The organism is Nostoc sp. LEGE 12454 (assembly GCF_056620565.1).
The window spans coordinates 1-25,923 of record NZ_JBWQXL010000036.1 but is presented as its reverse complement, the minus strand read 5'-3'; the positions used below and the strand labels follow the sequence as shown (position 1 = coordinate 25,923).

Genomic DNA, 25,923 nt, shown 5'->3' with positions numbered 1-25,923 from the left:
GATTGAGATATAGAAGAAATTTAAAATTCAAAATCAATTAAATGAAGAATTATCGATACCAAGTTGGTGGTACTCTTACTAATGACGCTCCTAGCTATGTTCAGCGTAGAGCGGATGTAGAACTTTACGAAGCTTTAAAACAGGGTGAATTTTGCCACATTTTAAGCTGTAGACAAATGGGTAAATCCTCACTTATGGTAAAAACAAAGCACCGCTTGCAAAAAGAGGGCTTTAGATGTGCCACCGTTGATATGACTAATATTGGTTCTGAAAATATAACTCCAGAACAGTGGTATAAAGGAGTTGTCGGCGATTTATGGTTGAGTTTTAAACTGTTAGGAAAAGTTAATTTAAAAACCTGGTGGCAAGAACAAAACGATCTTTCTTTAGTTCAGAAAACCAGTCGATTTATTTCAGACATTTTGTTAACTCAGTTTCCTGACGAAAAACTATTTATTTTTATTGATGAAGTTGATAGTATACTCAGCCTCGATTTCTCTGTTGATGACTTTTTTAATTTGATTCGGTTTTGTTACAATCAACGAGCAATAAATCCAGAGTATTATCGGATTACATTTGCAATTTTTGGGGTTGCTACACCTTCAGACTTAATTATATATCAAAATAATACTACCCCGTTTAATCTTGGTAAAACTATCCAAGTAAATGGTTTCACCTTTGAAGAAGCTCAACCACTTTCTTTGGGACTAGATATTAAAGACAATCATCCTCAGAAAGTTTTGAAAGAAGTATTAGCTTGGACAGATGGGCAACCATTTCTTACTCAAAAGCTGTGTCGGCTACTTGTGAGTTTATCTCAAGATGAGATGGGTAGAAATCTGAAAATTCCTCCTGGCACAGAAGAATTTTGGATAGAAAATGTGGTGCGCTCGTACATCATCGAGAAATGGGAATCACAAGACGAACCGGAGCATTTACGAACTATTCGCGATCGCATCCTCCGAAACGAAAAATTTGCCGCCAGATTGTTAGGAATTTATCAACAAATCCTCCAAGGATTGAAAGTACCAGCCGATGATAGTCGAGAACAGGTAGAACTGTTGCTGTCTGGTTTGGTAATCAAAAAACAAGGTTGTCTCCAAGTAAAAAACCGAATTTATCAAGAAGTTTTTAATTTAGAATGGGTTGGAAAAAAATTAGCTTACTTGCGCCCGTACTACGAAAGCTTTAATGCATGGGTAGCCTCAGAAGAAAAAGATAAATCTCGCTTATTGCGTGGACAAGCCTTGATGGATGCTCAAATGTGGGCAAATGGTAAAAGCTTGAGCAACTTAGATTATCGGTTTTTAGCTGCTAGTGAAGAATTAGATCGGCGAGAAGTACAGCAAGCATTAGAGGCTGAACGTGCTCAAGAAGTCGAAGCAAGGCTTGCAGAGCAACAAAAAAGGCTGGCTCAACAGAAGAGAAATGCCACAATAGTGACACTTTTGCTCGTGGGTATGACTATCAAGTTGGTGATTTCTATAGTGTGGGGAGTATCGCTTTTACGAAAGATTGATGTTTTAGAATCACAGCTAAAATGTGCCGAGCCGACTACACCCCTTCAATTTACTCACTGTCCAAAGTCAAGAGCTGCTAGGGAAACCTCAGAATAACAATCGTTAAAAAAACTCTCAATAACCCAAGTGCAGGCGATGTATAGGTTAGTTATCACGAGCAAATTTAAAACAGCTTTCCGAAAATTTACTCGTCGTAATGCTGACTTACTTGTGACAATGTTTATTAGCTCAATACAAGTGCGATCGCTAATATCGCTAATATTGTAGCGGCAGTCTTTAAAGTAAAGCCATCTCTCATCTATAAAGGTTGATTTAGTGCGATAAGTTAATATGAGTTTGACGAAGCTCAAAAAGCGATAAGGATAAGACTTACAAGTTTTTTATATCTTACGAGTTCTGTATCAACCCAAATAATTAAGAGGATCGAGCAATTGAGTAACCTAGATAGAGTTTTAGATGCCGCAATGGAGCTTACTTTAGAGCAGCAAGAAATGCTGGTACAAATTCTCAAAAACCGAATTATTGAAAGTCGACGAGATGAAATTGCGTCAGATGCAGCAGCTTCCATTGCTGAATTTCAAGCAGGTAGGCTCAAAGTCCAGACTGCTGCCGAAGCAATTCAAGAATTACGAGAATATCTCAATAACCCAAGTGCAGCCGATGTATAAGTTAGTTATCACGAGTAAATTTAAAAGAGCTTTCCGAAAATTTACTCGTCGTAATACTGACTTACAGGCCAGAATAGAAGAAACTATTGCTGCTATTGAGAATGACATATTTGCAGCCAATTTAGGCACTCACAAGCTAGAAGGAAAGCTATCAGGGTTTTTCATGTTCTTGTGGATATGATTGCCGCGTTGTTTTCTCGCTGAAAACCGATGGAGAGAGTGGGGAACAAGTTGTTCTTTTGTTAGACATTGGTACTCATGACGATGTTTATTAGCTCAATACAAGTCCGATCGCTAATATTGTAGCGATAGTCTTTAAAGTCAAGCGTAGGCGTAGCCCGTCGTAGACATTGCATCATGTATGATGGTTAATCGGCGTGCGATCGCCAACACAAATGCAGGTCTGGCCAAAGCTGCCGATGATGTGAGTTAAAATCCTGATATCTTCAATCACTACTAACGCAGACAGCTCCCGAAAAAGCGATCGCTATGCTTCAGTATCCCCATCTCGAACAAGCGCTAAAATATCACTTCGGTTATGACCAATTCCGCCCCGGACAACGGCAAATTATCGAAGATGCGCTGCAAAATCGAGATTTAATGGTTGTGATGCCGACTGGTGGGGGGAAATCTCTATGTTTTCAGCTACCAGCATTGTTGAAAAATGGACTAACTGTGGTAGTGTCGCCGTTAATTGCTTTGATGCAAGACCAAGTAGAAGCGCTGCGAAATAATAATATTAACGCGACATTTCTCAATAGCAGTTTGAATGCTTACCAGGTGCGATCGCGGGAAGAAGCCATCCTCAGCGGTAAAGTAAAATTACTCTACGTCGCCCCGGAACGTCTGCTGAGTGAAAGGTTTCTACCGTTTCTCGATTTAGTTAAAGAAAAAATCGGTATTTCTAGCTTTGCTATTGATGAAGCGCACTGCGTTTCGGAATGGGGACACGATTTTCGTCCAGAATATCGCCAGTTGAAATCTCTGCGGAAACGCTATCCTGATGTTCCTACAGTCGCCCTCACCGCCACAGCAACCGATCGCGTCCGTAGTGATATCATTCAACAACTAGGACTAAAGCAACCAAGCATTCATCTTGCCAGCTTTAACCGTGAAAATCTTTATTACGAAGTCCGTCCTAAAACTAAATATGCTTACGCTGAATTATTAGAACTAATTCGAGAAACTGAAGGTTCGACAATTATTTATTCTTTAACTCGTAAAAAAGTTGATGAACTCACTTTTAAACTACAAAATGATAAGATTGGTGTTCTGCCTTATCACGCCGGATTAACTGATGAGGAACGTAGTAGTAATCAAACGCGATTTATTCGAGATGATGTCCGGGTGATGGTGGCAACAGTTGCCTTTGGCATGGGAATTAATAAACCCGATGTGCGGCTGGTAGTTCACTTTGATATGCCCAGAAATATAGAAAGTTATTATCAAGAATCGGGTAGAGCCGGGAGAGATGGAGAACCATCTCGATGTACGATATTTTTCAGCTTTGGTGATGTTAAAACAATTGAATGGAGTATCGATCAAAAAACCGATCCTCAAGAACAGTTGATTGCTAAACAACAACTGCGACAAATGATCGATTATGCTGAAGGCACTGATTGTCGGCGAACAATTCAACTGGGTTATTTTGGCGAAAGGTTTCCTGGGAATTGCGGTAACTGTGACAATTGTCGTCATCCCAAACCCATGCAAGATTGGACAATTGAAGCCATGAAGTTTTTATCTTGTGTGGCCCGTTGCAAAGAAAGGTTTGGGATGCTACACATAATTGATGTGTTGCGGGGGGCAAAAAAAGACAAAATTATCCAGTACGAACACGATAAACTTTCTACTTATGGTATTGGCAAAGATAGAACTGTAGATGAATGGCGAATGTTGGGGCGATCGCTTTTACATCAAGGGTTAATAGAACAAACTAGCGATGGTTACTCAGTTTTAAAACTAAATGCCCACAGTTGGGAAGTAATGCGAAAACAACGCACAGTTTCGCTAGCTATAACCACAGTCCAAAAGATTACCTGGGAACAGGAGAGTGAAAAAGCAGAAGTTGCAGAAATATTATTACAGAAGTTGCGATCGCTACGTAAACAATTAGCTGATGAGCAATCTGTACCACCTTACGTGATCTTCCACGATTCCACTTTAAAATTGATGGTACAGGTGCAACCCCAAAACTTAACTGAATTTGCCAAACTTTCTGGTGTAGGTAGTCACAAACTCGCTCAATATGGCGAAAAATTCATTACAGAAATTCGCGCCTACCGCCAAGAAAAAGGTTTGCAAAATAAATCTGCTACTTCCGTATCTTCTGCCAAATCATCTTCTTCTTACACAGAATTGCAGACATTACAATTGCATCAACAAGGTTTAAATATTGCTCAAATTGCCCAAAAACGCAATCTTAGTCCAGCAACAGTTAGCAGTCATCTAGAAAAACTAATTGAAAAAAATCAGCCAGTTGATTTAAATCAATTAGTACCTTTAGAACATCAACAAAAAATTTGGCAAGTTTTAGAAGTACTCGGTGATATTTCCCTCACTCCTATCAAAGAACAACTAGGCGAAAGCTACACTTTTGATGAAATTCGTTTAGTACGGAGTAAGTGGCGGCGCGAAAATCGTAAGTGATGATTTGCTAAGGATGAGTAATACAAACCAAAACAATCATTATTTCATCATGAATTACAATAAAAAAATGAACGAGGGAGAGAAATCAAAACTCTCAAATTTGCCAAAATCAATACACTGCTTTAACTTTATATATTTGCTTTTTTGTATTTCGTTTATTGCATTTGGAGTCAAGTTAATATCTGCACCAAAGATGATTACAACTTTATCTTGTGAGCGAACACCAAAGCACATCAATTGTCAGTTGGCTAATCGAGATTGGTGGGAGTCCTCTGTAAAAATCTATTCTGAATTAGATTTGTGGATGGGCGTAGAAGTTAAGGCAATTCATGATGGTGGAGAGAACCGATATTATGTCAACCCTGTTATTAAACATGGGGAAGACTATCGCATTTCTCGACCCTCATACTGGCAACCAGAAGCACAAAAACTTGCTGACAAAATTAATGCTTTTCTAAACAATTCTCAACAGAAATTTCTGACGCTCACTCAAGACAATTCTAACGCACTTATATTAGGTGGCTGGTTTTGCATTTTATTTGGTGCATTTTGTTTAAGTCTTACTATTTGCTCATATATTTGTTTTTTGAAAAACTAGATAAGGAAGCTAAACTTAAATCTTATGATTAAAATACAAGAGCAATATCAAAGGAGTTAGCCAATGAGTCAGATGCTTAATACAGGACTACGCTGGACAATTCATGATGTAGAATTGTTCCCGGAAAACGAAGGGACGCGCTACGAGATAGTTGATGGAGAATTATTTATGACCAGGGCACCTCACTTTAAACATCAGCAAACTTGTGGCAGAATTTTCCAACAGCTTAATATTTGGTCAGATTCTACTGGTTTAGGAGAAGCTGTAATCAACCCTGGCGTTTTGTTTTCAGAATCAGATAATGTGATTCCTGATGTAGTTTGGGCTACTAAAGAAACCTTGGCGCTAACATTGGATGAAGCGGGACATTTAACTGGCGCACCAGATTTAGTAGTCGAAGTCTTGTCTGCTAGCAACGAAGACCTAAGACGAGATAAAGAAGCAAAACTTAAACTTTATTCTTCCAGAGGAGTAAAAGAATATTGGATTGTTGATTGGCGATCGCGTAAACTAGAGGTCTATCGGCGCGAACAAAGTCAACTTAACTTGGTAGCAACCTTATTTAGTAGCGATAATCTCATTTCTCCGTTATTGCCTGGTTTTAGCTGTACTGTAAACCAGTTTTTTCCTGTATAAATTTTAGGTTGAATGGAAAAACAGCTCTCATTCTTTTCCCAAAACACAATCTGTATCATTTATTCTTCAGATATCGCCTTGCACCAATAACTAAGTTTTCTCCTCATCAAGGCGATATCTATAGATCGTCAGTTGATATTAAGAAAAACTGGGAATTTCAGAGTTAGAATCTTGTGATGTCATAGCAGACTTTGAAGACTCAGTGTTTTGGTTTTTGACAGTCAGAATTACAGATAGCAGCTTAGGCAGTGCTAGACAGGCAACAGTATTTAATATCGTCAGAAATATACCATCTATCAAACTCATATATTAATCTTCTCCGTTTGAAAATTGGTGGTGACTATATTTATTAGTTTGAAGCAAATTCAGTAGAATTGCGTAAAAACAGAATTTAGATTTCTTTTAGAGAATATAAGCTAAATAAATATATTTTTATCAAAACAGAATAAAGGCGTCAGTCGCCACAATGGGCTAAAGCCCCGCTACCGCTAACAGTTGGGTATTTTGAACGAAAAAGCAGATAGCGTCGCGTCTTGATTCTGAATCCTGAATTCTGAATTCTGACTTTTTTTTCAAGTCTTCTGACTTCCTACTCTGAGATGTATTAGGGGGGTCAAACCCCCTATTCACCAGATATATCCTTGCAGAAGTCAGAGAACTGAGTCTCTAGGTAGAGAGCAAATTAGACTTGCCATATTTATTTATGAAATTAGAGCTAGACATGAATGAAAATATCCGATCTTTATCTATCAAAAGGATGAGATATAGGTATAACAATTTCCTATATCTAAAGAAACTAAATGTTTATTTTTAACTTAGAAGTATACTTCTGACAGAAGATGTTAAAAAAAATTAGACATAGTAAATTAAAATCAATAATAATCAAAGTTCCTAAACAATTCAGGCAAGTGTGCTATACACGTGCTTGGAACAGCCTAAAACTTTGTTAAAATCAGCAACACACAAACTATGAACTCTACCACCGAAAAACGTATCGCCTTGATTTCCGTCCACGGAGACCCAGCGATTGAAATAGGGAAAGAAGAAGCTGGGGGACAAAATGTTTATGTGCGTAATGTGGGTGAAGCACTAGCGCAGCTGGGATGGCAAGTTGATATGTTTACCCGCAAAGTGAGTCTGGAGCAAGACTCGATAGTTGAACATAGCAACAATTGTCGAACTATCCGTTTAAAAGCTGGCCCCCTTGAGTTTGTGCCGCGAGATGAAATTTTTGAATATCTGCCAGAATTTGTGGATAATTTCCTCAAATTTCAAGTAAAAAATGATTTTACATACGAGTTAGTTCATACTAACTACTGGCTCTCTAGTTGGGTGGGGATGGAGTTAAATAAAATCCAAAAGAGTAAACAGGTTCACACCTACCACTCCTTAGGAGCAGTAAAATATAACACTATAGAAGATATTCCTCTGATTGCTAGTCAGCGATTAGCAGTGGAAAAACAAGTGTTGGAAAAAGCAGAGCGAATTGTAGCGACAAGTCCGCAAGAACAGGAACACATGCGATCGCTAGTTTCCACAAAAGGTAATATCGACATTATTCCCTGTGGTACAGATATTCAGCGATTTGGTTCCATTGCACGAGAAGCAGCTAGGGCTGAATTGGGGATTGATAAAGAAACCAAAGTTGTACTATACGTGGGGCGCTTTGACCAACGCAAAGGTATAGAAACTTTGGTACGAGCGGTAAACGAGTCTCAACTACGCGACTCCAAAAATATCCAGCTAATTATTGGTGGTGGTAGCACTCCAGGTAACAGCGACGGCATTGAACGCGATCGCATTGGGCAGATCGTCAACGAATTGGGAATGAGCGACTTTACCATCTTTGCGGGTCGTTTGAGTCAAGATATTTTACCAACTTATTACGCCGCTGCCGATGTTTGCGTTGTTCCCAGTCACTACGAACCCTTTGGATTAGTGGCGATTGAAGCGATGGCAAGCGGTACACCAGTAATAGCAAGTGATGTCGGCGGACTTCAGTTTACTGTAGTTAATGAAGAAACTGGTTTATTAGCTCCACCGCAAGATGTAGATGCTTTTGCCTCTGCTATTGACCGAATTCTCTTAAGTCCAGAATGGCGAGATGAATTGGGTAAAGCTGGTAGAAAGCGCGTCGAAACTAAGTTTAGCTGGGATGGTGTTGCACATCAACTGAGTGAACTTTACACCCAACTGTCGCAGCCACAACCAGTAGCGGCAACAGCAAAAGAACTAGTACAATCAACTGCCGAACTAGTGCAATCAAAAGCAAAAGAACTAGTACAATCAACTGCCGAACTAGTGCAATCAACAGCAAAAAAGCCAGTTTTAGCTGCTAAATAATGCTTTTGCGTAACAGATAATGGTGAGTGAGTAATTCGGATAATATTTTGGGTTTAAATTTGGCAGCGTAGGCGTTGGCGTAGCCTCTCCAAGAGTTGCCCAACCTAGGCATCGCCTGAGCTTGGAAAACTCAACACCAAAAACAAACTGTATAAAAAACGAACTTATCACTTAAACGCAGAAGCTTATCTTACGATAATTTCTGCGTTTTTTGATTCGCAGCTATCACCAAAGCAAGTAACCGCTATGATAGGTGAGGTCTGTTATGCTTTAACTAAACAAAAATAAAAGCATAGCGATCGCTACCATTTGAATGTTAAAAACTAATCGCTTTGCAACCAGTTGACTTTACCACTCTCACAGCTGCTTGTAGCGAAATCCGCGCTAACTGGCTACCATCACGCTTAGAACAGGTTTACCAGCGCGATCGCTACACGATTGCTATGGCATTACGCACCCTAGAACAGCGAGATTGGCTACAGATTTCTTGGCATCCCCAAGCTGCACATATTTGTATCGGCGATCCGCCACCGCGATCGCCAGATACTTTTACCTTTAGCCAACAATTGATACACCAATTGGGTGGTTTAGCACTGGTGGCGATTGAAGCGATCGCTCCTTGGGAGCGTGTGATTGATTTACAATTTGCCCGTCGTCCTGGAGAAAGCGCTCTATATCATGTCTATGCAGAAATCATGGGCAAGTATAGCAACGTCATTCTCACCGACGCTAACAATATAATTATCACTGCTGCTCATCAAGTCAGTCAGCAACAATCTAGCGTCCGTCCGATCCAAACCGGACAACCTTATGAAACACCACCGAAACTAACTGGAACTGTCCCCAGTTTGAGCGAATCTCAAGAACGTTGGCAAGAACGGGTAAGTTTAGTACCAGGGGCAATCAAGCGGCAATTGCTCAAAAGTTATAGTGGCTTGAGTGCAGCGCTGTTGGAGTTAATGCTGCTAGAAGCAAATATCGCACCAGAAACATCCACCGATACTCTCAACCCCGACGACTGGCGACGGTTGTTTGAGCGTTGGCAAGAATGGCTGCAAGCCTTAGATTCCAAAGAATTTCAACCCGCTTGGACAAAAAATGGTTACACCGTCATGGGTTGGGGTGCAGTTGAAAAGGTCAAAAATATCCAGGAGTTGCTCAACCGCTACTACAGTAACCAAATTGACCAACAGTTATTTTCCCAATTGCGCCATCAGTTGAGTCAGAAATTGAATAATATTCTGACGAAATTGCGGAATAAAGCTCAAACCTTTCAGACGCGCTTACAGCAATCAGATCGAGCCGATGAGTATCGGCAGAAAGCTGATTTATTGATGGCTCATTTGCAAAACTGGGAACCGGGGATGAAAGAAATTATCCTGGCTGATTTTGAGACAAATTTGCCAATTGCGATCGCACTCCAGCCAGATAAAAATGCCGTCCAAAATGCCCAAAGTCTTTACAAACAGCACCAAAAGCTCAAACGCGCTCGTGCTGCTGTGGAACCGCTACTATTGGAAGTACAGACAGAAATTGAGTATTTAGAACAAGTAGAAGCTGCGATCGCTCAGATTGACACCTACCAAACAGCAGAAGATTTACGAGCTTTAGAAGAAATCCGCGAAGAGTTGATTGGGCAAAAATATCTCGAAGATCCAGAATACCGCAGTCGGAGTGCCAATGAACCCCCCAGCACCAACTTTCATCGTTACCTTACCCCTAGCGGCTTTGAAGTATTAATTGGTCGTAACAATCGCCAAAATGACCAATTAACCTTTCGTGTAGCAGGGGATTATGACATCTGGTTCCACGCTCAAGAAATTCCAGGAAGCCATGTGTTACTACGTCTAGAACCGGGTGCTGTTGCAGAAGAAGCTGATTTGCAATTTGTAGCTAATCTTGCCGCATACTACAGTCGCGCTCGTCAAAGTGAGCAAGTGCCAGTAGTTTACACTCAGCCAAAACACGTCTACAAACCCAAAGGAGCAAAACCGGGAATTGCTATTTACAAGCAAGAAACCATACTTTGGGGAAAACCGCAATTAACAATTCAAAATTCAAAATGACGCTCTCTACGTTCGCGCCGCCTCTCGTATAGAAGCCATGCCGCAGGCTTTACGCTGCGCTAACAAAAATTCAAAATTAAGAGAATTGGGCATTTCTCCCTGCTCCCCATGTCCCTCATCTCCCCAACACTACTACTTTGTCAAGATCCAACATGACTTCCATCCTGCCCTATAGCAATATCACAGTTTCAGCAGATTGTTCCGGCGCATGACGAGGGCGAAGATGCAAACTGATTTCCATATCGAGCCGCTTGAGGAAAATCAGGAGTTTGCCCTCGCTGAACCTTTGAAACTCTCCTTTCATCAAATGAGATACTTCTGGCTGGGGAATGCCCAGAAGTTCGCTGATTTCGCGCTGTTTCAGGTTGCGTTGAGAGAGAAGGCGCAATACCTGAATCCCTATCTTGCCTCGCGTAAAAAGTTCCGAAGCATTCGACAAACCGAGGTCAGCAAATACGTTGCCACTGCTTTCTTCAAAAACGGGTTCCTGTGTCATTGTTGTTTCTCCCTTGCCACTGCGTCCTTATAGCGTTGTTTAATCAGGTCAACATCAGCTTGTGGGGTTTTAATCCCCTGCTTTGATTTCTTCTGAAAAGCGTGCAGGACATAGATTTTCTCTGCAATCTTTACTGCATAGACTGCCCTGTAACTATCGGTATCGTAGCGTTTGACAATTTCATACACGCCGCTTCCAACCCCTTTAAAAGGCTTGGCATCTATTGGTGTTTCCCCTGCTTGCACCAATTGCAGCGAATAGCCTACTGATGCACGCACCTCTTCAGGAAATGAGCGAATATTTTTGAGAGAGTCTCCCATCCAAACCAGAGGTCGTAAAGGAATTTCTGTGATATCCTCATCATCGTCCATTTTATATAAAAATTCCTATAAAAAAGTCAGGCGATAGCATGAAATGGGTGGGGTTCTAGGCACTTCAATTCGGTAAACCCTCTACCCGCATCAAATCTAATTCGCGTTCAAATATTTCATCAATTGGCAACATTTGACCATCAGCAGTCATAAATTTATGGTCTTTTGTTGCCCGAATCAATGAACCATCTTCCAAGCAATACTCAAATACCTCTTGCTCTCCGCGCTCGTGCCACTGTGCCACAGGTTGCGTGTAAATATTTCCATTATTATCAACACTATATACACTGCATTCGATGCGTTTTTCGACAATTTCTCCAATCGGCATTAATCCATATTCTACAGTCAATATTTCCGTGTCATAGCTTAAACAATATTCCGCAAACTTCAACATTTGCTCGAATAATTCATCCGCAACTTTTTTCTGCACGCCATTTTTCGCTGCGCCATCCACGAATTTTTCTCGCTGCTTTTGCATCTCAGAAACTTTCTTTTTACCCATCGCCCGACGCAGCAAGTCAGCTTGTCCTAAAGAATATCCCGCCATATCTTGAGCAATTTTCATGATTTGCTCTTGATAGACCATAATTCCATAAGTTTCGTCTAATATTGGTTCCAGAACTTGGTGTTGATAATCAATTTTTTCTCGACCATGTTTGCGGTTAATAAATTTAGGAATTAGTCCCGCATCTAATGGCCCCGGTCGATAAAGTGCCAAAATTGAAGAAATATCTTCTATATTAGAAGGCTTCAAATCTCGCACGATCTGACGCATCCCAGAAGATTCTAATTGAAATATCCCTTCTAACTCACCTGCTTCTAATAACTCATAAGTTTTTTGTACATCTTTTGGTAAACTGCTATGTTCACCTTTAGCTAATATCCTCTGAGCTTTTCTTTCCTGGCGAGGAATTTCATCAGGATCGACCCGATATCCTCTAGTTTCTTGAATCAAATCAACGGTCTTTTGAATCAGCGTCAGGTTCCGTAAACCCAGAAAATCCATTTTCAACAAACCCATTGATTCCAGGTCTTCCATGAAATATTGGGTAATTACAGAACCGTCATTATTCTTCTGTAGCGGGACAATTTCATCAAGTGGATCGGCAGAAATTACCACACCTGCGGCATGAACACCAAAGGTTTTGTTAGTTCCTTCAATTCGCATTGCCATATCAAGCCAATGGCGAACATGGGGTTCTTTATCATATTTCTCTTTAAACTCTGGTTCTGGAGTTTTATCAGAAACCATCACCTTGAGTTTCGTTGGTTTCCCCCGCACCACAGGAATCATTTTCGCCATTTTGTCAGCTTCCCCGTAGGGAATATTTAATACTCTGGCGACATCTTTCAAAACTGCTTTAGAAGTTAGACGGTTAAAAGTAATAATTTGGGCAACTCTATCTGCACCATATTTCTCAGTAACATATTCAATAACTTTATCCCGTTGTTCAATACAGAAATCCGTATCAATATCAGGCATGGATTTCCGTTCTGGGTTCAAGAAACGCTCGAATAGTAACCCATGATGTACAGGGTCAATATTAGTAATTCGCATCGCATAAGCGACTAATGAACCAGCCGCCGAACCCCGACCTGGACCTACAGGAATATTATTATCTCTAGCAAATTTGATGTAGTCCCAGACAACTAAAAAGTATTTAGAAAAACCCATCTGCTGAATCATTTTCAGCTCGTATTCCAATCTTTCTTTATAGACGGAATCGACTTCTTGACGAGATTTGCGATTTAAGCGTTCTAAAAGTCCACTCCATGCAACATCTTCGGCGTAAGTGTCAGCAGTATGGCCGGAAGGAATAGGAGGTGTAGGAATCTGAGGCTCACCCATAATATGGTAAGGCTCAACTTTATCAGCGACTTCTTCAGTAGTGGCGATCGCTTCGGCAATCACATCATCTGGTAAATGGTCACGAAATAGCTGCTGCATCTCCTCACCAGATTTGAGATACTCTGTGCCGCTATAACGCATCCGCTTATCTTCAATAATTAGCTTGCCAGTTTGAATACATAGCAAAGCGTCGTGGGCTTCAACGTCAAAACAAGAAATAAAATGCGAATCATTCGTCGCAACAATTTTAATGCCTAGTTCCCGCGCAATTTTGACAATTTCAACATTTACAATCCGGTCTTCTTGGGAGCCGTGGTCTTGAATTTCTAGATAATAATCATCACCAAATACATCTTTATACCACTGAGCAACTTTCCGGGCGGCATCTGGTCTATTACTGAGAATCGCTTGGGGAATTTCTCCACCCAAACAAGCGCTGGTGACAATCAAGCCTTCATGATATTCTTTTAATAAATCTTTATTAATACAAGGACGAGAAAAAATTCCTTTACCTTGAACACCTTTGAGGTGAGAAATTGTGGTTAATTTGACTAAATTTTTGTAACCTTTGGTATTTTTAGCTAAAACGACTTGATGATATTTCGGGCGGCGCTCTTGTTTCTCGATATCGCCGTTAATTACATACATTTCATTGCCGATAATCGGCTTAATATTTTGACTACGGCAAATTTTGATCAGTTCGACGGCTCCATACATGACACCATGATCGGTAAGGGCGATCGCTTTCATCCCCAGTGCGATCGCTCGATCCACCAACTCTGGTAGCTGACTTGCCCCATCAAGTAGACTGTAGTCACTGTGAATATGTAAAGGCACAAAGGACATAAGCATCTCCAACCACAAGCCAAGATATCTCTAGGGGCCTACCTTGTGGTATACCCTTTCGAGCCAAATTTTGCAAAGCAACGGAATCTTAGATTAACAGTTTTTAACCAAAATTAAAGCTGTTCTTTTTCGGGAATTATCACTATTATTAGTGTTGTTTTAATAGTTACAGCAGTTAACCAGTATCTAGCCAATGAGTCAAACAGAGAGAACTACTTCGCCTGAAACCAAAGCTAGCCCTTGGTGGCAGCGTATCCCTCTCACGTTGCAAATTCTCATCGCCTTAATAGCAGCAGTCAGCGTCGGAATTGCTCTTGGTGCGGGGAATTCTAATCCCAGCAACGCCACTTTAATCAACAATTTAGCAATTCCGGCTGAATTGGTACTAAAGGCTCTCCGCGCCTTGGCTACACCCCTGATTCTGGTGGCGGTGCTGCATACTTTGATGACTACCAATATCCCTGGTACAGCCGGACGGCGGTTGGCAGTGTTACTTTTAACTAACACTACTGTAGCTATTTTGGTGGGACTGTTCGTAGCCAATGTACTGCGTCCGGGGACTTGGGGTAATGTAAACACCTCAACAAGTACAGAAATAGCTCCTCAGAGTCTCGATCCTTGGGGAATACTCAAAGATGCTGTACCAGAAGCTGTCCTCAAGCCATTGGTGGATAATAATGTCATTCAACTGATTGTGATTGCTCTGAGTTTTGGCATCGTTCTGCGGGCATTAAAATCTGAACAAATCGCTCAAGGCAAGAATGGATTCCAGCCGATAGAGGATGTCATCGGAATTTTATTTGAAGCGGTAGTCCGCATCCTCAACTGGGTAATTGCCTTAGTGCCGTTCGCAGTTTTTGGGATTGTAGCTAAAACGATTGCGATGCAGGGCTTTGCACCGTTTAAATCTTTGGGTGCATTTATCGTCGCCGTATTGTTAGCACTGGTATTGCAAGCGTGCTACTACCTGATCAGAGTAAAATTTGGTTCTTGGGTACATCCGCTAAAATTTCTCGCTGGCGGTTCTGATGCTTTTTTGACAGCTTTCTCAACTTCTTCCTCGGCGGCGGCAATGCCTGTAACCTTTGAGGTTTTGCAAACAAAAGTTGGTTTAAGAGAATCTTCTGCTGCTTTGGGCGCATTAGTCGGGGCAAATTTTAATAATGATGGTACTGCCCTCTATGAAGCAATGTCTGCGTTGTATATTTCCCAACTGATTGGACAACATCTGAGTCTGACACAGCAGTTAATTGTCATCCTTACGTCGATTTTTGCATCTGTAGGTGCGGCGAATATTCCTAATGCGGGACTGGTAACAATGACACTAGTGTTCACTTCTGTCGGCTTACCTACCCAGTACATCGCTTTGCTAGTTACTGTAGACTGGTTTTTGGATCGCTGCCGCACCGCGATTAATGTTATGGGAGATATGACTGTCAGTGCTTTACTTGATGGCAAAAAGCCACGTTCTGTAGACGAGGCTTAGTTTGCCAGCTTTTAGTTGAGTTCAGCAGCTTTTTAAATATCTAATGCTGTTGAGGTCCTTTGGCGTCACATTCTTTAGTCCAGCAACGTTCTAAAAGTTGCAGACGCCAGATCAATACAAAGCGTTGGGGATTTAATACTAATTTAGTATCCCGACTAAATAAGGGCTGGTTCAGATACTGCCAAAGAGGAAATTTAATTTTGGTGTGTTTTGGAGTCATAAGAACAAGAAAAATAATATAAAAGTTGTGTCTAGGAATTACCTAATACTGTTTTTCTAGTTAAAGGCTACCCTGCGTTTTTGCTATTGTCTTTGTGGCAATTGCGGAATTCCAGCAAGTGAATCTATGTTGTTTACGCTTTAATACTGAGAATTGCACGCACCATTTTTCTGATTCCATATCCAGTGAAATATTATGACTTTTCACAAAATTCTTGCTTCAAAGACATTGCAAGGGGCGTACATAATAAGGTTCCCTTGAGGCAAACTGTTATATAAAGACCTTGCTGTTGTTGAAATTAAATAGGTGAAATAGGTGAGAAATTGCTGAATTAGACATAAATTTTGAATTGCTTTTCATCCCACCGTTACCACCCGCCGAATTTCGTCGCTGCGAAACCCGATCGCCATTGGACGACGTACCCCCAAAAGTGCTACCACATCGTACAATTCCAGTACCACCCCTTCTATCCGCAGGGAATGGACAATATCGCCGCTTTTCAGGTCAATCACTAGCAACCCACAGCGAGGTTGAACGTTTTTCTGATGCAATTTCTCGTCTAAAGCCAAGCCGCTAAATGTCTTGTTATGCCTGGGTTGGGAAATTCCCACTACTGCAAAGTTGCCATAAAATGCACAACCACGCAGATATCCCGGACAAAAGGCGACTGGTTCAAATACTCCTCGCTTTAAATCGGCAAAGCCAAACTCGCCCGTACCTGAGTTGAGTAGCCAGAGTTTTTCCTGATGCCAACGCGGGGAGTGGGGCATAGACAGCCCCTGCAAGACGATTTCATTGCTTTCTACGTCAATGACACAGCCGCCATTTGCCCGATAGTCCCGCCAGCCCTCGGCTACGTCCGATTGGCTAACAGCAGTAACGTATTTGGGTTTTTCTTGCTGCATTGCCAACCCATTCAGATGACATCTATCCTCTGCCGCCAGCTTGCTGATAAAGCTTGGCTGCCATAAAGGAACAAAACTGTGGGTTTCGCTGACTGTTCCCAAACAACTAAATAAAGTATTGACAAATAATAGTTTTTGTGAAATTGAATCTTTTTCTTCTGCTTTACTCAAAGCGATATCGTGAATATCTAAATCTCCTGTCACATAACTCATTTGGGGCAAATAGAGAGCATCATAGCCTTGGTGACTTTCTCCAGGTTGGATAATGTTTTCAAATCGCCACAGTTGGTACAGGGAACTCATGTAGAGGCTGTTGCCATTGGTATATAATCCCATGCAACGCTCAAAGCTACGTTCAAATACAGACAATTTGCCGTTTGGTTGCAAGCCGATGAAAAATAACTTTCCCGCTTGATAGGTAGTAAAGGACAAACTAAGGTTTTGCTCATACAACCAAGCGGTAAACTGGCGAGAAGCATTGATTTCCAAAGATGCTTTCTCAATGTTGCTGTCACTGGAATTCACTTGGTTTAGACTCCTTGATACCCTTTAAAACTATAAATGGTTTTGTAACACAAAGGTATATTGTGTGTAATCTAAAACTTAAAAACCTTCAACATCTATTTAAAGAAAGATAGCTTAGTAGATAACTAAAATTTCCTTGGGCGTACTCTGTATCTCGACAAAAAATTGGGACGGGCAAGATGCCCATCCCACAAAAAAAGAGAATTTTTGTCATAAAACGCCTTGGCTATATTCGAGCTAAGGCGATTTAGTTAAGTTAAATTCCTCATTATCTAATAATGAGTGCCTGTTTTCCGATGGTTGATGGCAGTAACAGCATCAGGCTTGAGTAATTTACCTTCGTCCACGGTTGCATACACAACCCAATGATCGCCACATTCCAGACGTTGGTTGACTGAGCATTCCAAATATGCTAGTGCATCAGTGAGGACGGTACAGCCGTTATCTGCAACTGCTGTACTAAAGTTGGCAAATCGATCTTCCCCAGGCGCGAAAGATTTACGGAAATGTTTCATGTAGTCTTGATGATTGCCTTCAGGGAGAATATTTAAGGCAAATTTACCGCCTGGATACATCAAAGATTCGATCGCTCGCTCTTTAGCGATCGCCACTGTGATTCCGGGTGGATTAAAGGTGGCTTGAGAAACCCAAGCGCCTAACATTGCGGTAGACACTTCTCCCTGTTTCGCTGTCACCACGCAAACGGAACCAACAATCCGACCAACAGCCTGTTCCACTGGAGTCGCGGCTTGTTGGGGTACGCGTACCTTTTTAGCCTTTTTCAGGGCTTGGGCAAAATCTGTACCTAATTCTTCACAGAATTTGAGAGTGACATCATCAGGTTTAAACTTCACCTTCAAAGTGTCAAAGCCAAAGCGATACCCAGCATCCCGGAGTTTACCTTCAATTAAGTCAAAGGCTTCGCCACTCCAGCCGTAGGAACCAAATACCCCTGCAAGTTTACTGTTGTCACCACTCGATAGCACAATCCCTAAAGCAGTATGAATCGGAGTTGGCGCATGACCACCGATGGTAGGAGAACCGATGATAAAACCCTCTGACTGTGCGAGGTTGATGCGAATTTCATCAGGGGTAGCAAATTCGCAGTTAATTGATTTGACTGCAACTCCACCTTTAGTTAATCCCAGAGCGATCGCTTGTGCTAAAGTCGCTGTATTGCCGTAAGCTGAAGCGTAAAGTAAGGCAACGGAAATTTCGCGATCGTTGTGAGAACGGCTCCACTCTCCATAAGCTTTGGTGAGTTCGATTAAGCTGCTGCGTACTAAAGGCCCATGACCCACAGCATACATTCTCACCTGCAAATCTGATATTTTCTCCAAAGCTGCTTGCACATGAGGAATTTGGGGAGCCATCAAGCAGTTAAAGTAGTAACGCTGATCTTCTTTAAGCGCTTCCCAGTTATCATCAAACACTTCATCACCACAGAGATGAGTTGCAAATAACTTATCTGTGTAAAGAATTTGGGTTTGCCGATCGTAGGTACAAAGTCCTTCCGGCCAACGCGGACTCGGAGTGGGCAAGAATTTCAAAACATGACCCTTACCTAAATCCAGAGTTTCTTTCCCCCGCATCACCAAGACATTTAAATCTTGCTCTAAGAAAGCAGCACGCAAATTGTTCGCACCAGGAAGAGAACAGACAAAAGTTACCTGTGGTGCTAGTTCTAAAATTGCTTTGAGGGTTGCAACTCGATTGGGGCTAAAATGACCCAGAATTATATAATCCAAACTTTGTAAATCTAAAGTCTGCCGCAATGCCTCTAAATAAATTTCGGTAAAGCTTTCTGGCGGTGGATCGATAAGTGCGGTTTTATCAGCTTCAATTAAATAGCAATTGGAGGTAGTACCTCTTTCAAGTGCGTATTCAATTTCAAACCGCAGACGTGACCAACTACGTGCTCTGATAGCTTTAGTATTTGTAGCAATTGGTAAAACTTGTACGTCGCGTGGCTTGGAATTGGTCATAGCTGTTAAAAGTTGGGGAATTGGGCATTGGGCATTGGGAATTGGGAATTGGGAATTGGGAATTGGGCATTGGGCATTGGGAATTGGGAACAAGGAGAATAACCCGTACTCCTTAGCCCATTCCCTATGCCCCATTCCCTATGCCCCATCTTTAGTAGTAATTACCTACTTTGCGATGGCGAACAGCTGTCAATCCATCGTTTTTGGAGACACGACCTTCTTGGACGGTGCAGTATAAAATCCAGTGGTCGCTGCATTCCATGCTGGTCTGTATTTCACATTCCATGTATGCCAAAGCATCAGTTAGAATCGGCGAACCGTTTTTCGCGGTTTGAGTTTTTACTCCCGCAAAGCGGTCAGCACCAGGATGCAAGCGCTTGAGGAAGTGTTTCTTGAGTTCTTGATAATTGCCTTCTTCCAAAACGTTGAGGACGAAGCCATCGCCTACTTGCATTAAGGAGTCAATGGCGCGGTCTTTAGCAACGGCAATTGTGAATCCTAATGGTTGCAAACTCGCTTGCGTTACCCAGGATGCCAGCATTGCACTTGAGACATTATCTTTTTTTGTAGTGACTATATATAGTCCGCTGCTAATGCGACCCAGTGCCTTTTCCATGTTGACATCGAGGGACTTGATTTGCTTAATGTTGCGATCGCGCACTAGCAATTGTCCGATGTCTTTACCCGCTTCTTCACACAACTGGAATGTTGATGCGCTGGGAGCCTCTCTAATCCGAATCGCTGGGAAGGCTTCTTTGATGCCAGAGTTAAGAAATTGTCTGCGGATTGTATCAATGGGTTCATCATCCCCACCGTAACATTCAAACAGCCCAAGCAGTTGCTTGTTCTTGGCGACAGCTAGCACCGAACTGATACTAGCTTGGGCGGCGGCGGAAGTAGTTGGAGGCATACCAATAATGATGCCAGCTGCTCTCCCGGCTAGTTCTTGAATTTCTTGGCTTTCAGCAGTACTCAGATCCAGCACTTCTACGCCAACACCAGTTTTCAGTATACCTTCGGCAATTGCGTGACCAAGGCGCTCGCCATACCCATATTCTGAGACGAAAAACAAGCCAACTGTTGTTTCTGCTTTAGCTTGTTTTTGGCTCCAATTTTCGTAGCACCCGGTTAGAACATCTAAATGATGGTATAATAATGGCCCGTGACCGTTGGCGATAATATTAATCTTTCCGAGATCGCCCATCCGCTTCATCGCATTCAGCAGCGAACGAGCGTTAGGGCCCATTAAGCAGTCGTAGTAAAATCTAAAGTCAGCTTCAATCGCTTCTAAATCTTCGTCAAAGGTGCGATCGTCACAAAAGTGCATCCCAAAAGCATCACAGGTGTAGAGAATTTGGGTTTTGCGGTCAAAGCTAAAGATTGTATCCGGCCAGTGCAGGTTAGGCGCACTCACGAATTCCATTTCGTGTCCTTTGCCGATATCGATGCGATCGCCAGTTTTCACAACCCGCTTGGAAAAAGGATCGTGTACTAAGCCTTCCAAAAACTGAAGCGCAACTTTTGAGGCTAAGACAGTGGCTCTAGGAGCTAACTGGAGGACATCTTCTACTAAGCCGCTATGGTCTGGCTCTGTATGGCTGACAATTATGTAATCAATTGTTTTGGGGTTAACAAGACCTTTCAGAGTCTCTAAATACAGATCGCGAAACTTCTGGTGAGAAGTGTCAATCAAAACTGTTTGTTCGCCCCTAATTAGATATGAATTGTAGGTTGTACCGTTTTGCAGTCCGAATTCGATATCAAAGCGATCGCGATCCCAATCAAGAGAGCGAATCGCCGTTGTGTTAGGGGCAATTTCTACAGTTTGTATAGTTAGCCGATGTTGAACGTTCTCTGCATTGGCCTTGCCGGTCGTAGACATCGATACCATTATTCGTCTCCGAGCGCAAATTAACAGGTTTTTCTTCTGCCCCCATTGTCTCTATTATTTTTATTTGAAGTTGTAATAAATATCAGTTTTTGAAAAATTTAACTTGTATCAATTATTGCTGTTTTTTAGCAAAAAACATGACTCGAAAAATATACTAAATATTAATTTATCCCTAAATTTTACTGAGTACTTGTTTTTGCTATTTCTCTAGTTTTATCTTAATTTAAAAATATCGTAGCAATTATATTTTTTAACTATGAAAGCATAATTTGACCATTATTATATTGCTGGCGATCTATCAAGTCTAAATTACTTTCAATACTTAATATTGTCAGACAATATATTTATAAAGTAGAAAAATTTATGTTCTTTGGGTACTTTTTTAATTAAAAAAGTAGGAAAAGTGGGAAAAGTGGGAAAGGTGGGAAAGGTAGGAAAGGTAGGAAAGGTAGGAAAAGTGGGAAAGGTAGGACAAACCTTATTAGACTTCCAAACAGCATCGAATCGGCTGTTACCATTAGTTTATTCAATAGGTATTCAATATGTTGTTGTCTTAATCAAAAATATGGTGTATAGAATATAAACTTTATGTAAAGTCGATAAAACAGATATTTTTTTGGAGATAATCAAGGCAAATTTCCAGAGACTAGTTGAATAAAAAGAAACTAAGCTTATATATATTTTTCCCCTTGTCTAAAAGGAAATTAGCATAAAAATAATTTTTAAAGTTTCGATAAACCTCCGTAAGCATAGGAATAATTTCAGGAATTTAATGATACAGTCCTTTATTATCGACTTGAAACATTAATCAAGATAACGCCAACAAGTTTTTCTTGGTATAGCTATAAGCTACAGCTTCAGGCTATCAGATGAGTTTGCCTATATAAGTTAATGTGTAATCTCGATGTGCCGAACTTTTTATCAAAATCCATTGTTGATGAAAAAATGCAAATTTTGATAGTTTTCCCAAGCCAATACTTATCGCGTAGTAGCTTTATAGACGCCGACATCCCTAATACTTGTAGTTAAGATATTTAAAATGTATTATGAAATACTTAAGTAATTCGGTATACAGGCGTAAATAGATACAAAAATGACAAAAATTGATTTTGTAAAAGGTTATTTTTTATGGGATGCCGATTAAAAGTGTTTCTCACAGAAGAAGAAAAGCTAACTTTAGAAGAGTTGAGAAAAGCCAAAGATGTTCCTCAACGTACTAAGGATCGCGCTCAAGTTTTACTGCTGAATACTCGCGGCTTAAAAAATGAGCAAATTGCAAAAGGTTTGAACTGGGCGATTTCAACAGTGCGTCAAACCCTTCATCGCTGGGAAAAAATGGGTTTAGCAGGTTTATGGGATGCTCCTGGTCGAGGAGGAAAACCCCGCTATTCAGAATCAGATTTGGTTTATCTCGAAAATTGTTTAGCTCAAGAGTCAGAGACTTATAACTCTAAACAATTAGCAAAAAAACTGGCATCTGAGCGTCAAGTAAACTTGAGTGCAGATCGACTACGACGTGTACTGAAAAAAAGGGGAAGGAGGTTTGGAAGCGCACACAAACCCAGAAACAGCATAATTAGCTAATTACACCATCTTGGAATCGAATCACTTGTTTCGTTTGGGTAGCGATCGCTAGATTGTGGTCGAAAACCAAGATTATCTTCTTGACAAGTTCCTGCTTTTTGCAGAGATAATACTTATTGCGCTTCTTTGTGTTACTTGGGCTTGGGCGCTGTTGAGGTCTACACATTTTTGTTTAAGGTGTGCCGAGAAAGTTGTAGAGACACCTTAGCGCAGCAAGATAACAGTCCAGTTTCGCATCTTTACCAAAAATTTTGGGCTTTACTCAACGGTATTGCTATTTTAGCCGTTGAACTCAAGTTATATCATGTCCGCTTGATTACTTACTAAACCCCAAGAACCCCACCCCGCCAAAGCTACGCTTCGTCTCCCTCCCGAAGAGCAAGAAGGCAGGGTGGTTTCATACAACGAGATGCAAGGTTTTTGCTGCCCCCGAACCACTTCAAAAAAAATGGTCTGGACTCAAAACTTTTGTGGTTGTCGAGCGTCAGGGTGAGCGCAATGGTCAGCCATTCTCCGAGCGTCAATTCTATATCTGTAGTCAATATCTCGAAGCTCAACAGTTACTTGCCGACATTCAAGGGCATTGGGGTATCGAAAATCGACTGCATTGGGTCAGAGATGTGACATTCAAAGAAGACTTTCCACCACGGCGTGGTGGCAATGCCCCTATGAATAGGTCTATCTTACACAACTTTTTTATTACGATCGCTCGCAAACTTGGTTTCCGAACTATTCCTCAAGCACAACGCGCCCTCTCCAACCAACTTGATAAAGTTTTTTCTTTCTTTGTATGAAACCACCCTGCCTCCCCGCTCTTCGGGAGGGGTTGGGGGTTAGGTCTAATTTACCGGAACATTAAGATTTTTTTACAAAATCACTAGCAATGTTGTTGAAATTGATAGCTGTATCCCAAGCAGTGAATAGATTCCAGCCATATCGCCTCCCCTAAAACCCGCAACAAACCTTATTTTTTTTCAGCCAGCAGGTTTGAGAAAATCAGAAACGATTTAATAATCAAGCACTTATAAGTAAATGGGCTGAATTAAAGATAATACCTCTCTCCAAACCTCTCCCCTTCTCTACCAACAACACGCTGGGCGATGCCTACAGCGGTAAACTACGCACCGACGAAGGGGTTGGTGGTAAGCTCTATCTTATATTTTTTACGCCCACTTACTTAGTTATATTGAGTTTAAAAGGGAGACACAAACATGAAATTGGCTTACTGGATGTATGCTGGCCCAGCCCACATCGGCACTCTGCGAATCGCTAGTTCTTTTAAAAATGTTCATGCGATCATGCACGCCCCCATTGGCGATGACTACTTTAACGTCATGCGCTCCATGCTATCGCGGGAGAGGGATTTTACTCCGGTGACAACCAGTGTCGTCGATCGCAACGTTTTGGCACGCGGCTCCCAAGAGAAGGTGGTAGATAACATCGTCCGCAAGGATGCCGAGGAACACCCAGATTTGATTGTGTTAACTCCCACCTGCACCTCCAGCATTTTGCAAGAGGATTTGCACAACTTTGTCGAACGGGCGCAGTTGGAAGCGAAAGGAGATGTCATGCTAGCGGATGTGAACCACTACCGCTACAACGAACTGCAAGCTGCCGATCGCACTTTGGATCAAATCGTCCAATACTACATTGAAAAAGCGCGGAAGCGGGGCGAATTGGCACAGGGCAAAACTGCAAGACCCTCGGTTAACATCATCGGTACTACTACCCTCGGTTTCCACAACAATCACGACTGCACCGAACTCAAACGACTGATGGCTGACTTGGGTATTGAGGTAAATACCTTAATTCCTGAAGGTGCTTCGGTGAATGACTTGAAAAAGATGTCCCAAGCCTGGTTTAACCTGATACCTTACCGGGAACTCGGTTTAACCACAGCCCGTTACCTGGAAGAACAATTTGGCACACCTTATATAGACATTACTCCAATGGGTGTAGTGGAAACTGCCCGTTGTATTCGCAAGATTCAGCAGGTAATTAACGCTCAAGGTGCAGAAGTTGACTATGAAAACTTCATCAATGAGCAAACCCTCCATGTCTCTCAGGCTGCTTGGTTCTCCCGTTCGATTGACTGTCAAAACTTGACTGGCAAAAAAGCTGTAGTCTTTGGTGACAACACCCACGCCGCTGCTATTACTAAGATTCTGGCGCGAGAAATGGGGATTCATGTTGTTTGGGCTGGAACCTACTGTAAATATGATGCAGACTGGTTCCGCGAACAGGTTAGCGAGTATTGCGATGAAGTGCTAATCTCCGAAGATCATGGTGCAATTGGAGATGCGATCGCTCGTGTTGAACCCTCTGCCATTTTCGGCACTCAAATGGAACGCCATGTTGGTAAGCGTTTGGATATTCCCTGCGGCGTAATTGCTGCACCAATCCACGTTCAAAACTTCCCGATTGGTTACAAACCATTTATGGGTTATGAAGGTACGAATCAGATTACAGATTTGATCTACAATTCCTTCACTTTGGGAATGGAAGATCACCTATTAGAAATCTTCGGTGGTCACGATACCAAAGAAGTTATTACTAGAGGAATTTCTGCTGATTCTGATTTGAATTGGACAAAAGATGGTCAAGCAGAATTGAATAAGATTCCGGGATTTGTGCGCGGCAAAGTGAAGCGTAATACTGAAAAATTTGCCCGCGATCGCGGTTTCAAGGAAATCAACGCTGAAGTTTTGTACGCTGCGAAGGAAGCTGTTGGAGCGTAGGTTAACGGGTTAGCAATTTTTAATAATAAAGGGCATATCTTAATGAATGCCTTTTATTATTTATTCAGACTTCAGCAGACGAATAAAGCCAGCTTGTTCAAAGTGATGATCTGTGGTTAATGCCTCTTTTATGCCAAGCTGTTGCATGACTATAAAAGAAGTACTATCCACCAAAGACCAAGCTTTATCTTCTCTAGTTTTGAGTAGCTCCCAAGCTGCTGAATCTATTGTTGGTTCAATATAAATCAAGTTGATATAAGGAGCAGTTCTCACAGCTTCTACGTATTTAAATAACTGCGGACGAGGGACTCGTAAAGGGCTATTCAGCAAAGCCACCAGTTCAATAACAACATAATTAGTTGTTACCATTGCTTGATTTTGCTGACGTTTATGTTGAAACCACTGCTTTGCTTGTTCATGAGACCTCTTGCAAAAGTCCCAAATACGTGGGACAAGTAGGTTAGAGTTGGGTAGCATTGATGACATACGAACAAGTAAAAATCTTAAAGCCAGAAGACTTTAAACGCTTGTGTGGTGTACGACCGGA

General features: G+C 41.6%; 19 protein-coding genes and 1 pseudogene. 11 read left to right on the top strand and 9 right to left on the bottom strand.

The features are described from left to right. Positions 1 to 41 precede the first annotated feature (41 nt). From AC1F2U_RS26305 to AC1F2U_RS26285, 5 genes are all read left to right on the top strand, one after another. Positions 42 to 1,616 carry an AAA-like domain-containing protein gene (locus AC1F2U_RS26305; RefSeq protein ID WP_480263768.1) on the top strand — a complete coding sequence of 525 codons (1,575 nt, stop codon included), beginning with the start codon at positions 42 to 44 and terminating at the stop codon, positions 1,614 to 1,616. A 335-nt stretch (positions 1,617 to 1,951) separates the two neighbouring features. Further along, positions 1,952 to 2,188, top strand: a complete 237-nt coding sequence (locus AC1F2U_RS26300) for a hypothetical protein (RefSeq protein WP_194047619.1) — start codon at positions 1,952 to 1,954, stop codon at positions 2,186 to 2,188. 489 nt (positions 2,189 to 2,677) lie between these two features. Beyond that, positions 2,678 to 4,837 carry a DNA helicase RecQ gene (recQ, locus tag AC1F2U_RS26295; protein ID WP_480263767.1) on the top strand — a complete coding sequence of 720 codons (2,160 nt, stop codon included), beginning with the start codon at positions 2,678 to 2,680 and terminating at the stop codon, positions 4,835 to 4,837. Positions 4,838 to 5,030: 193 nt separating this feature from the next. Further along, positions 5,031 to 5,435, top strand: a complete 405-nt coding sequence (locus AC1F2U_RS26290) for a hypothetical protein (protein WP_480263766.1) — start codon at positions 5,031 to 5,033, stop codon at positions 5,433 to 5,435. Positions 5,436 to 5,507: 72 nt separating this feature from the next. Then, a complete protein-coding gene (locus tag AC1F2U_RS26285) occupies positions 5,508 to 6,071 on the top strand; it encodes a Uma2 family endonuclease (protein ID WP_480263801.1) in 564 nt (187 codons plus the stop codon). A 138-nt stretch (positions 6,072 to 6,209) separates the two neighbouring features. Here AC1F2U_RS26285 and AC1F2U_RS26280 read toward each other — a convergent pair whose 3' ends face one another. After that, complete coding sequence (locus AC1F2U_RS26280; protein WP_334898529.1) at positions 6,210 to 6,377, bottom strand: hypothetical protein; 168 nt, start codon at positions 6,375 to 6,377, stop codon at positions 6,210 to 6,212. Positions 6,378 to 7,040: 663 nt separating this feature from the next. On the opposite strand from AC1F2U_RS26280, the pseudogene AC1F2U_RS26275 reads away from it, so the two are divergent. Continuing rightward, a pseudogene (locus AC1F2U_RS26275) lies at positions 7,041 to 8,276 on the top strand (glycosyltransferase family 4 protein); the annotation flags it as partial. Between the two features lie 470 nt (positions 8,277 to 8,746). Continuing rightward, positions 8,747 to 10,480: an Rqc2 family fibronectin-binding protein gene (locus tag AC1F2U_RS26270; protein ID WP_480263765.1), complete on the top strand. Its 1,734-nt coding sequence runs from the start codon at positions 8,747 to 8,749 to the stop codon at positions 10,478 to 10,480. Between the two features lie 169 nt (positions 10,481 to 10,649). On the opposite strand, the gene AC1F2U_RS26265 is transcribed toward AC1F2U_RS26270, so the two are convergent. The 3 genes from AC1F2U_RS26265 to AC1F2U_RS26255 form a co-directional block, all read right to left on the bottom strand. After that, complete coding sequence (locus AC1F2U_RS26265) at positions 10,650 to 10,976, bottom strand: helix-turn-helix domain-containing protein (RefSeq protein ID WP_480263764.1); 327 nt, start codon at positions 10,974 to 10,976, stop codon at positions 10,650 to 10,652. After that, positions 10,973 to 11,347, bottom strand: coding sequence for a type II toxin-antitoxin system RelE/ParE family toxin (locus AC1F2U_RS26260; RefSeq protein ID WP_334839366.1), 375 nt, complete (start codon positions 11,345 to 11,347; stop codon positions 10,973 to 10,975). The genes AC1F2U_RS26265 and AC1F2U_RS26260 overlap by 4 nt, the downstream gene beginning before the upstream one ends. A 64-nt stretch (positions 11,348 to 11,411) precedes the next feature. Then, a complete protein-coding gene (locus tag AC1F2U_RS26255) occupies positions 11,412 to 14,042 on the bottom strand; it encodes a DNA polymerase III subunit alpha (protein ID WP_480263763.1) in 2,631 nt (876 codons plus the stop codon). A 193-nt stretch (positions 14,043 to 14,235) separates the two neighbouring features. On the opposite strand from AC1F2U_RS26255, the gene AC1F2U_RS26250 reads away from it, so the two are divergent. Then, on the top strand, positions 14,236 to 15,528 hold the full coding sequence (locus AC1F2U_RS26250) for a dicarboxylate/amino acid:cation symporter (protein ID WP_480263762.1): 1,293 nt from the start codon (positions 14,236 to 14,238) through the stop codon (positions 15,526 to 15,528). A gap of 40 nt (positions 15,529 to 15,568) precedes the next feature. On the opposite strand, the gene AC1F2U_RS26245 is transcribed toward AC1F2U_RS26250, so the two are convergent. From AC1F2U_RS26245 to AC1F2U_RS26230, 4 genes are all read right to left on the bottom strand, one after another. Beyond that, complete coding sequence (locus AC1F2U_RS26245; protein WP_292785777.1) at positions 15,569 to 15,748, bottom strand: hypothetical protein; 180 nt, start codon at positions 15,746 to 15,748, stop codon at positions 15,569 to 15,571. A 356-nt stretch (positions 15,749 to 16,104) separates the two neighbouring features. Then, on the bottom strand, positions 16,105 to 17,178 hold the full coding sequence (locus tag AC1F2U_RS26240; RefSeq protein WP_480263761.1) for a TIGR03032 family protein: 1,074 nt from the start codon (positions 17,176 to 17,178) through the stop codon (positions 16,105 to 16,107). A 272-nt stretch (positions 17,179 to 17,450) separates the two neighbouring features. Further along, positions 17,451 to 19,163, bottom strand: a complete 1,713-nt coding sequence (locus tag AC1F2U_RS26235) for a diflavin flavoprotein (protein ID WP_480263800.1) — start codon at positions 19,161 to 19,163, stop codon at positions 17,451 to 17,453. A gap of 151 nt (positions 19,164 to 19,314) precedes the next feature. After that, positions 19,315 to 21,054: a diflavin flavoprotein gene (locus AC1F2U_RS26230; RefSeq protein ID WP_480263760.1), complete on the bottom strand. Its 1,740-nt coding sequence runs from the start codon at positions 21,052 to 21,054 to the stop codon at positions 19,315 to 19,317. Positions 21,055 to 22,182: 1,128 nt separating this feature from the next. On the opposite strand from AC1F2U_RS26230, the gene AC1F2U_RS26225 reads away from it, so the two are divergent. From AC1F2U_RS26225 to bchB, 3 genes are all read left to right on the top strand, one after another. Then, on the top strand, positions 22,183 to 22,638 hold the full coding sequence (locus AC1F2U_RS26225) for a helix-turn-helix domain-containing protein (RefSeq protein WP_375472990.1): 456 nt from the start codon (positions 22,183 to 22,185) through the stop codon (positions 22,636 to 22,638). Positions 22,639 to 22,937: 299 nt separating this feature from the next. Further along, positions 22,938 to 23,432 (top strand): ISAs1 family transposase, encoded by a 495-nt coding sequence (locus tag AC1F2U_RS26220; protein ID WP_480263799.1) that lies wholly within the window; start codon positions 22,938 to 22,940, stop codon positions 23,430 to 23,432. 417 nt (positions 23,433 to 23,849) lie between these two features. Further along, complete coding sequence (gene bchB, locus AC1F2U_RS26215; protein ID WP_334898876.1) at positions 23,850 to 25,376, top strand: ferredoxin:protochlorophyllide reductase (ATP-dependent) subunit B; 1,527 nt, start codon at positions 23,850 to 23,852, stop codon at positions 25,374 to 25,376. 60 nt (positions 25,377 to 25,436) lie between these two features. Here bchB and AC1F2U_RS26210 read toward each other — a convergent pair whose 3' ends face one another. Further along, complete coding sequence (locus tag AC1F2U_RS26210; RefSeq protein ID WP_480263798.1) at positions 25,437 to 25,853, bottom strand: type II toxin-antitoxin system VapC family toxin; 417 nt, start codon at positions 25,851 to 25,853, stop codon at positions 25,437 to 25,439. Between the last annotated feature and the right edge of the window lie 70 nt (positions 25,854 to 25,923).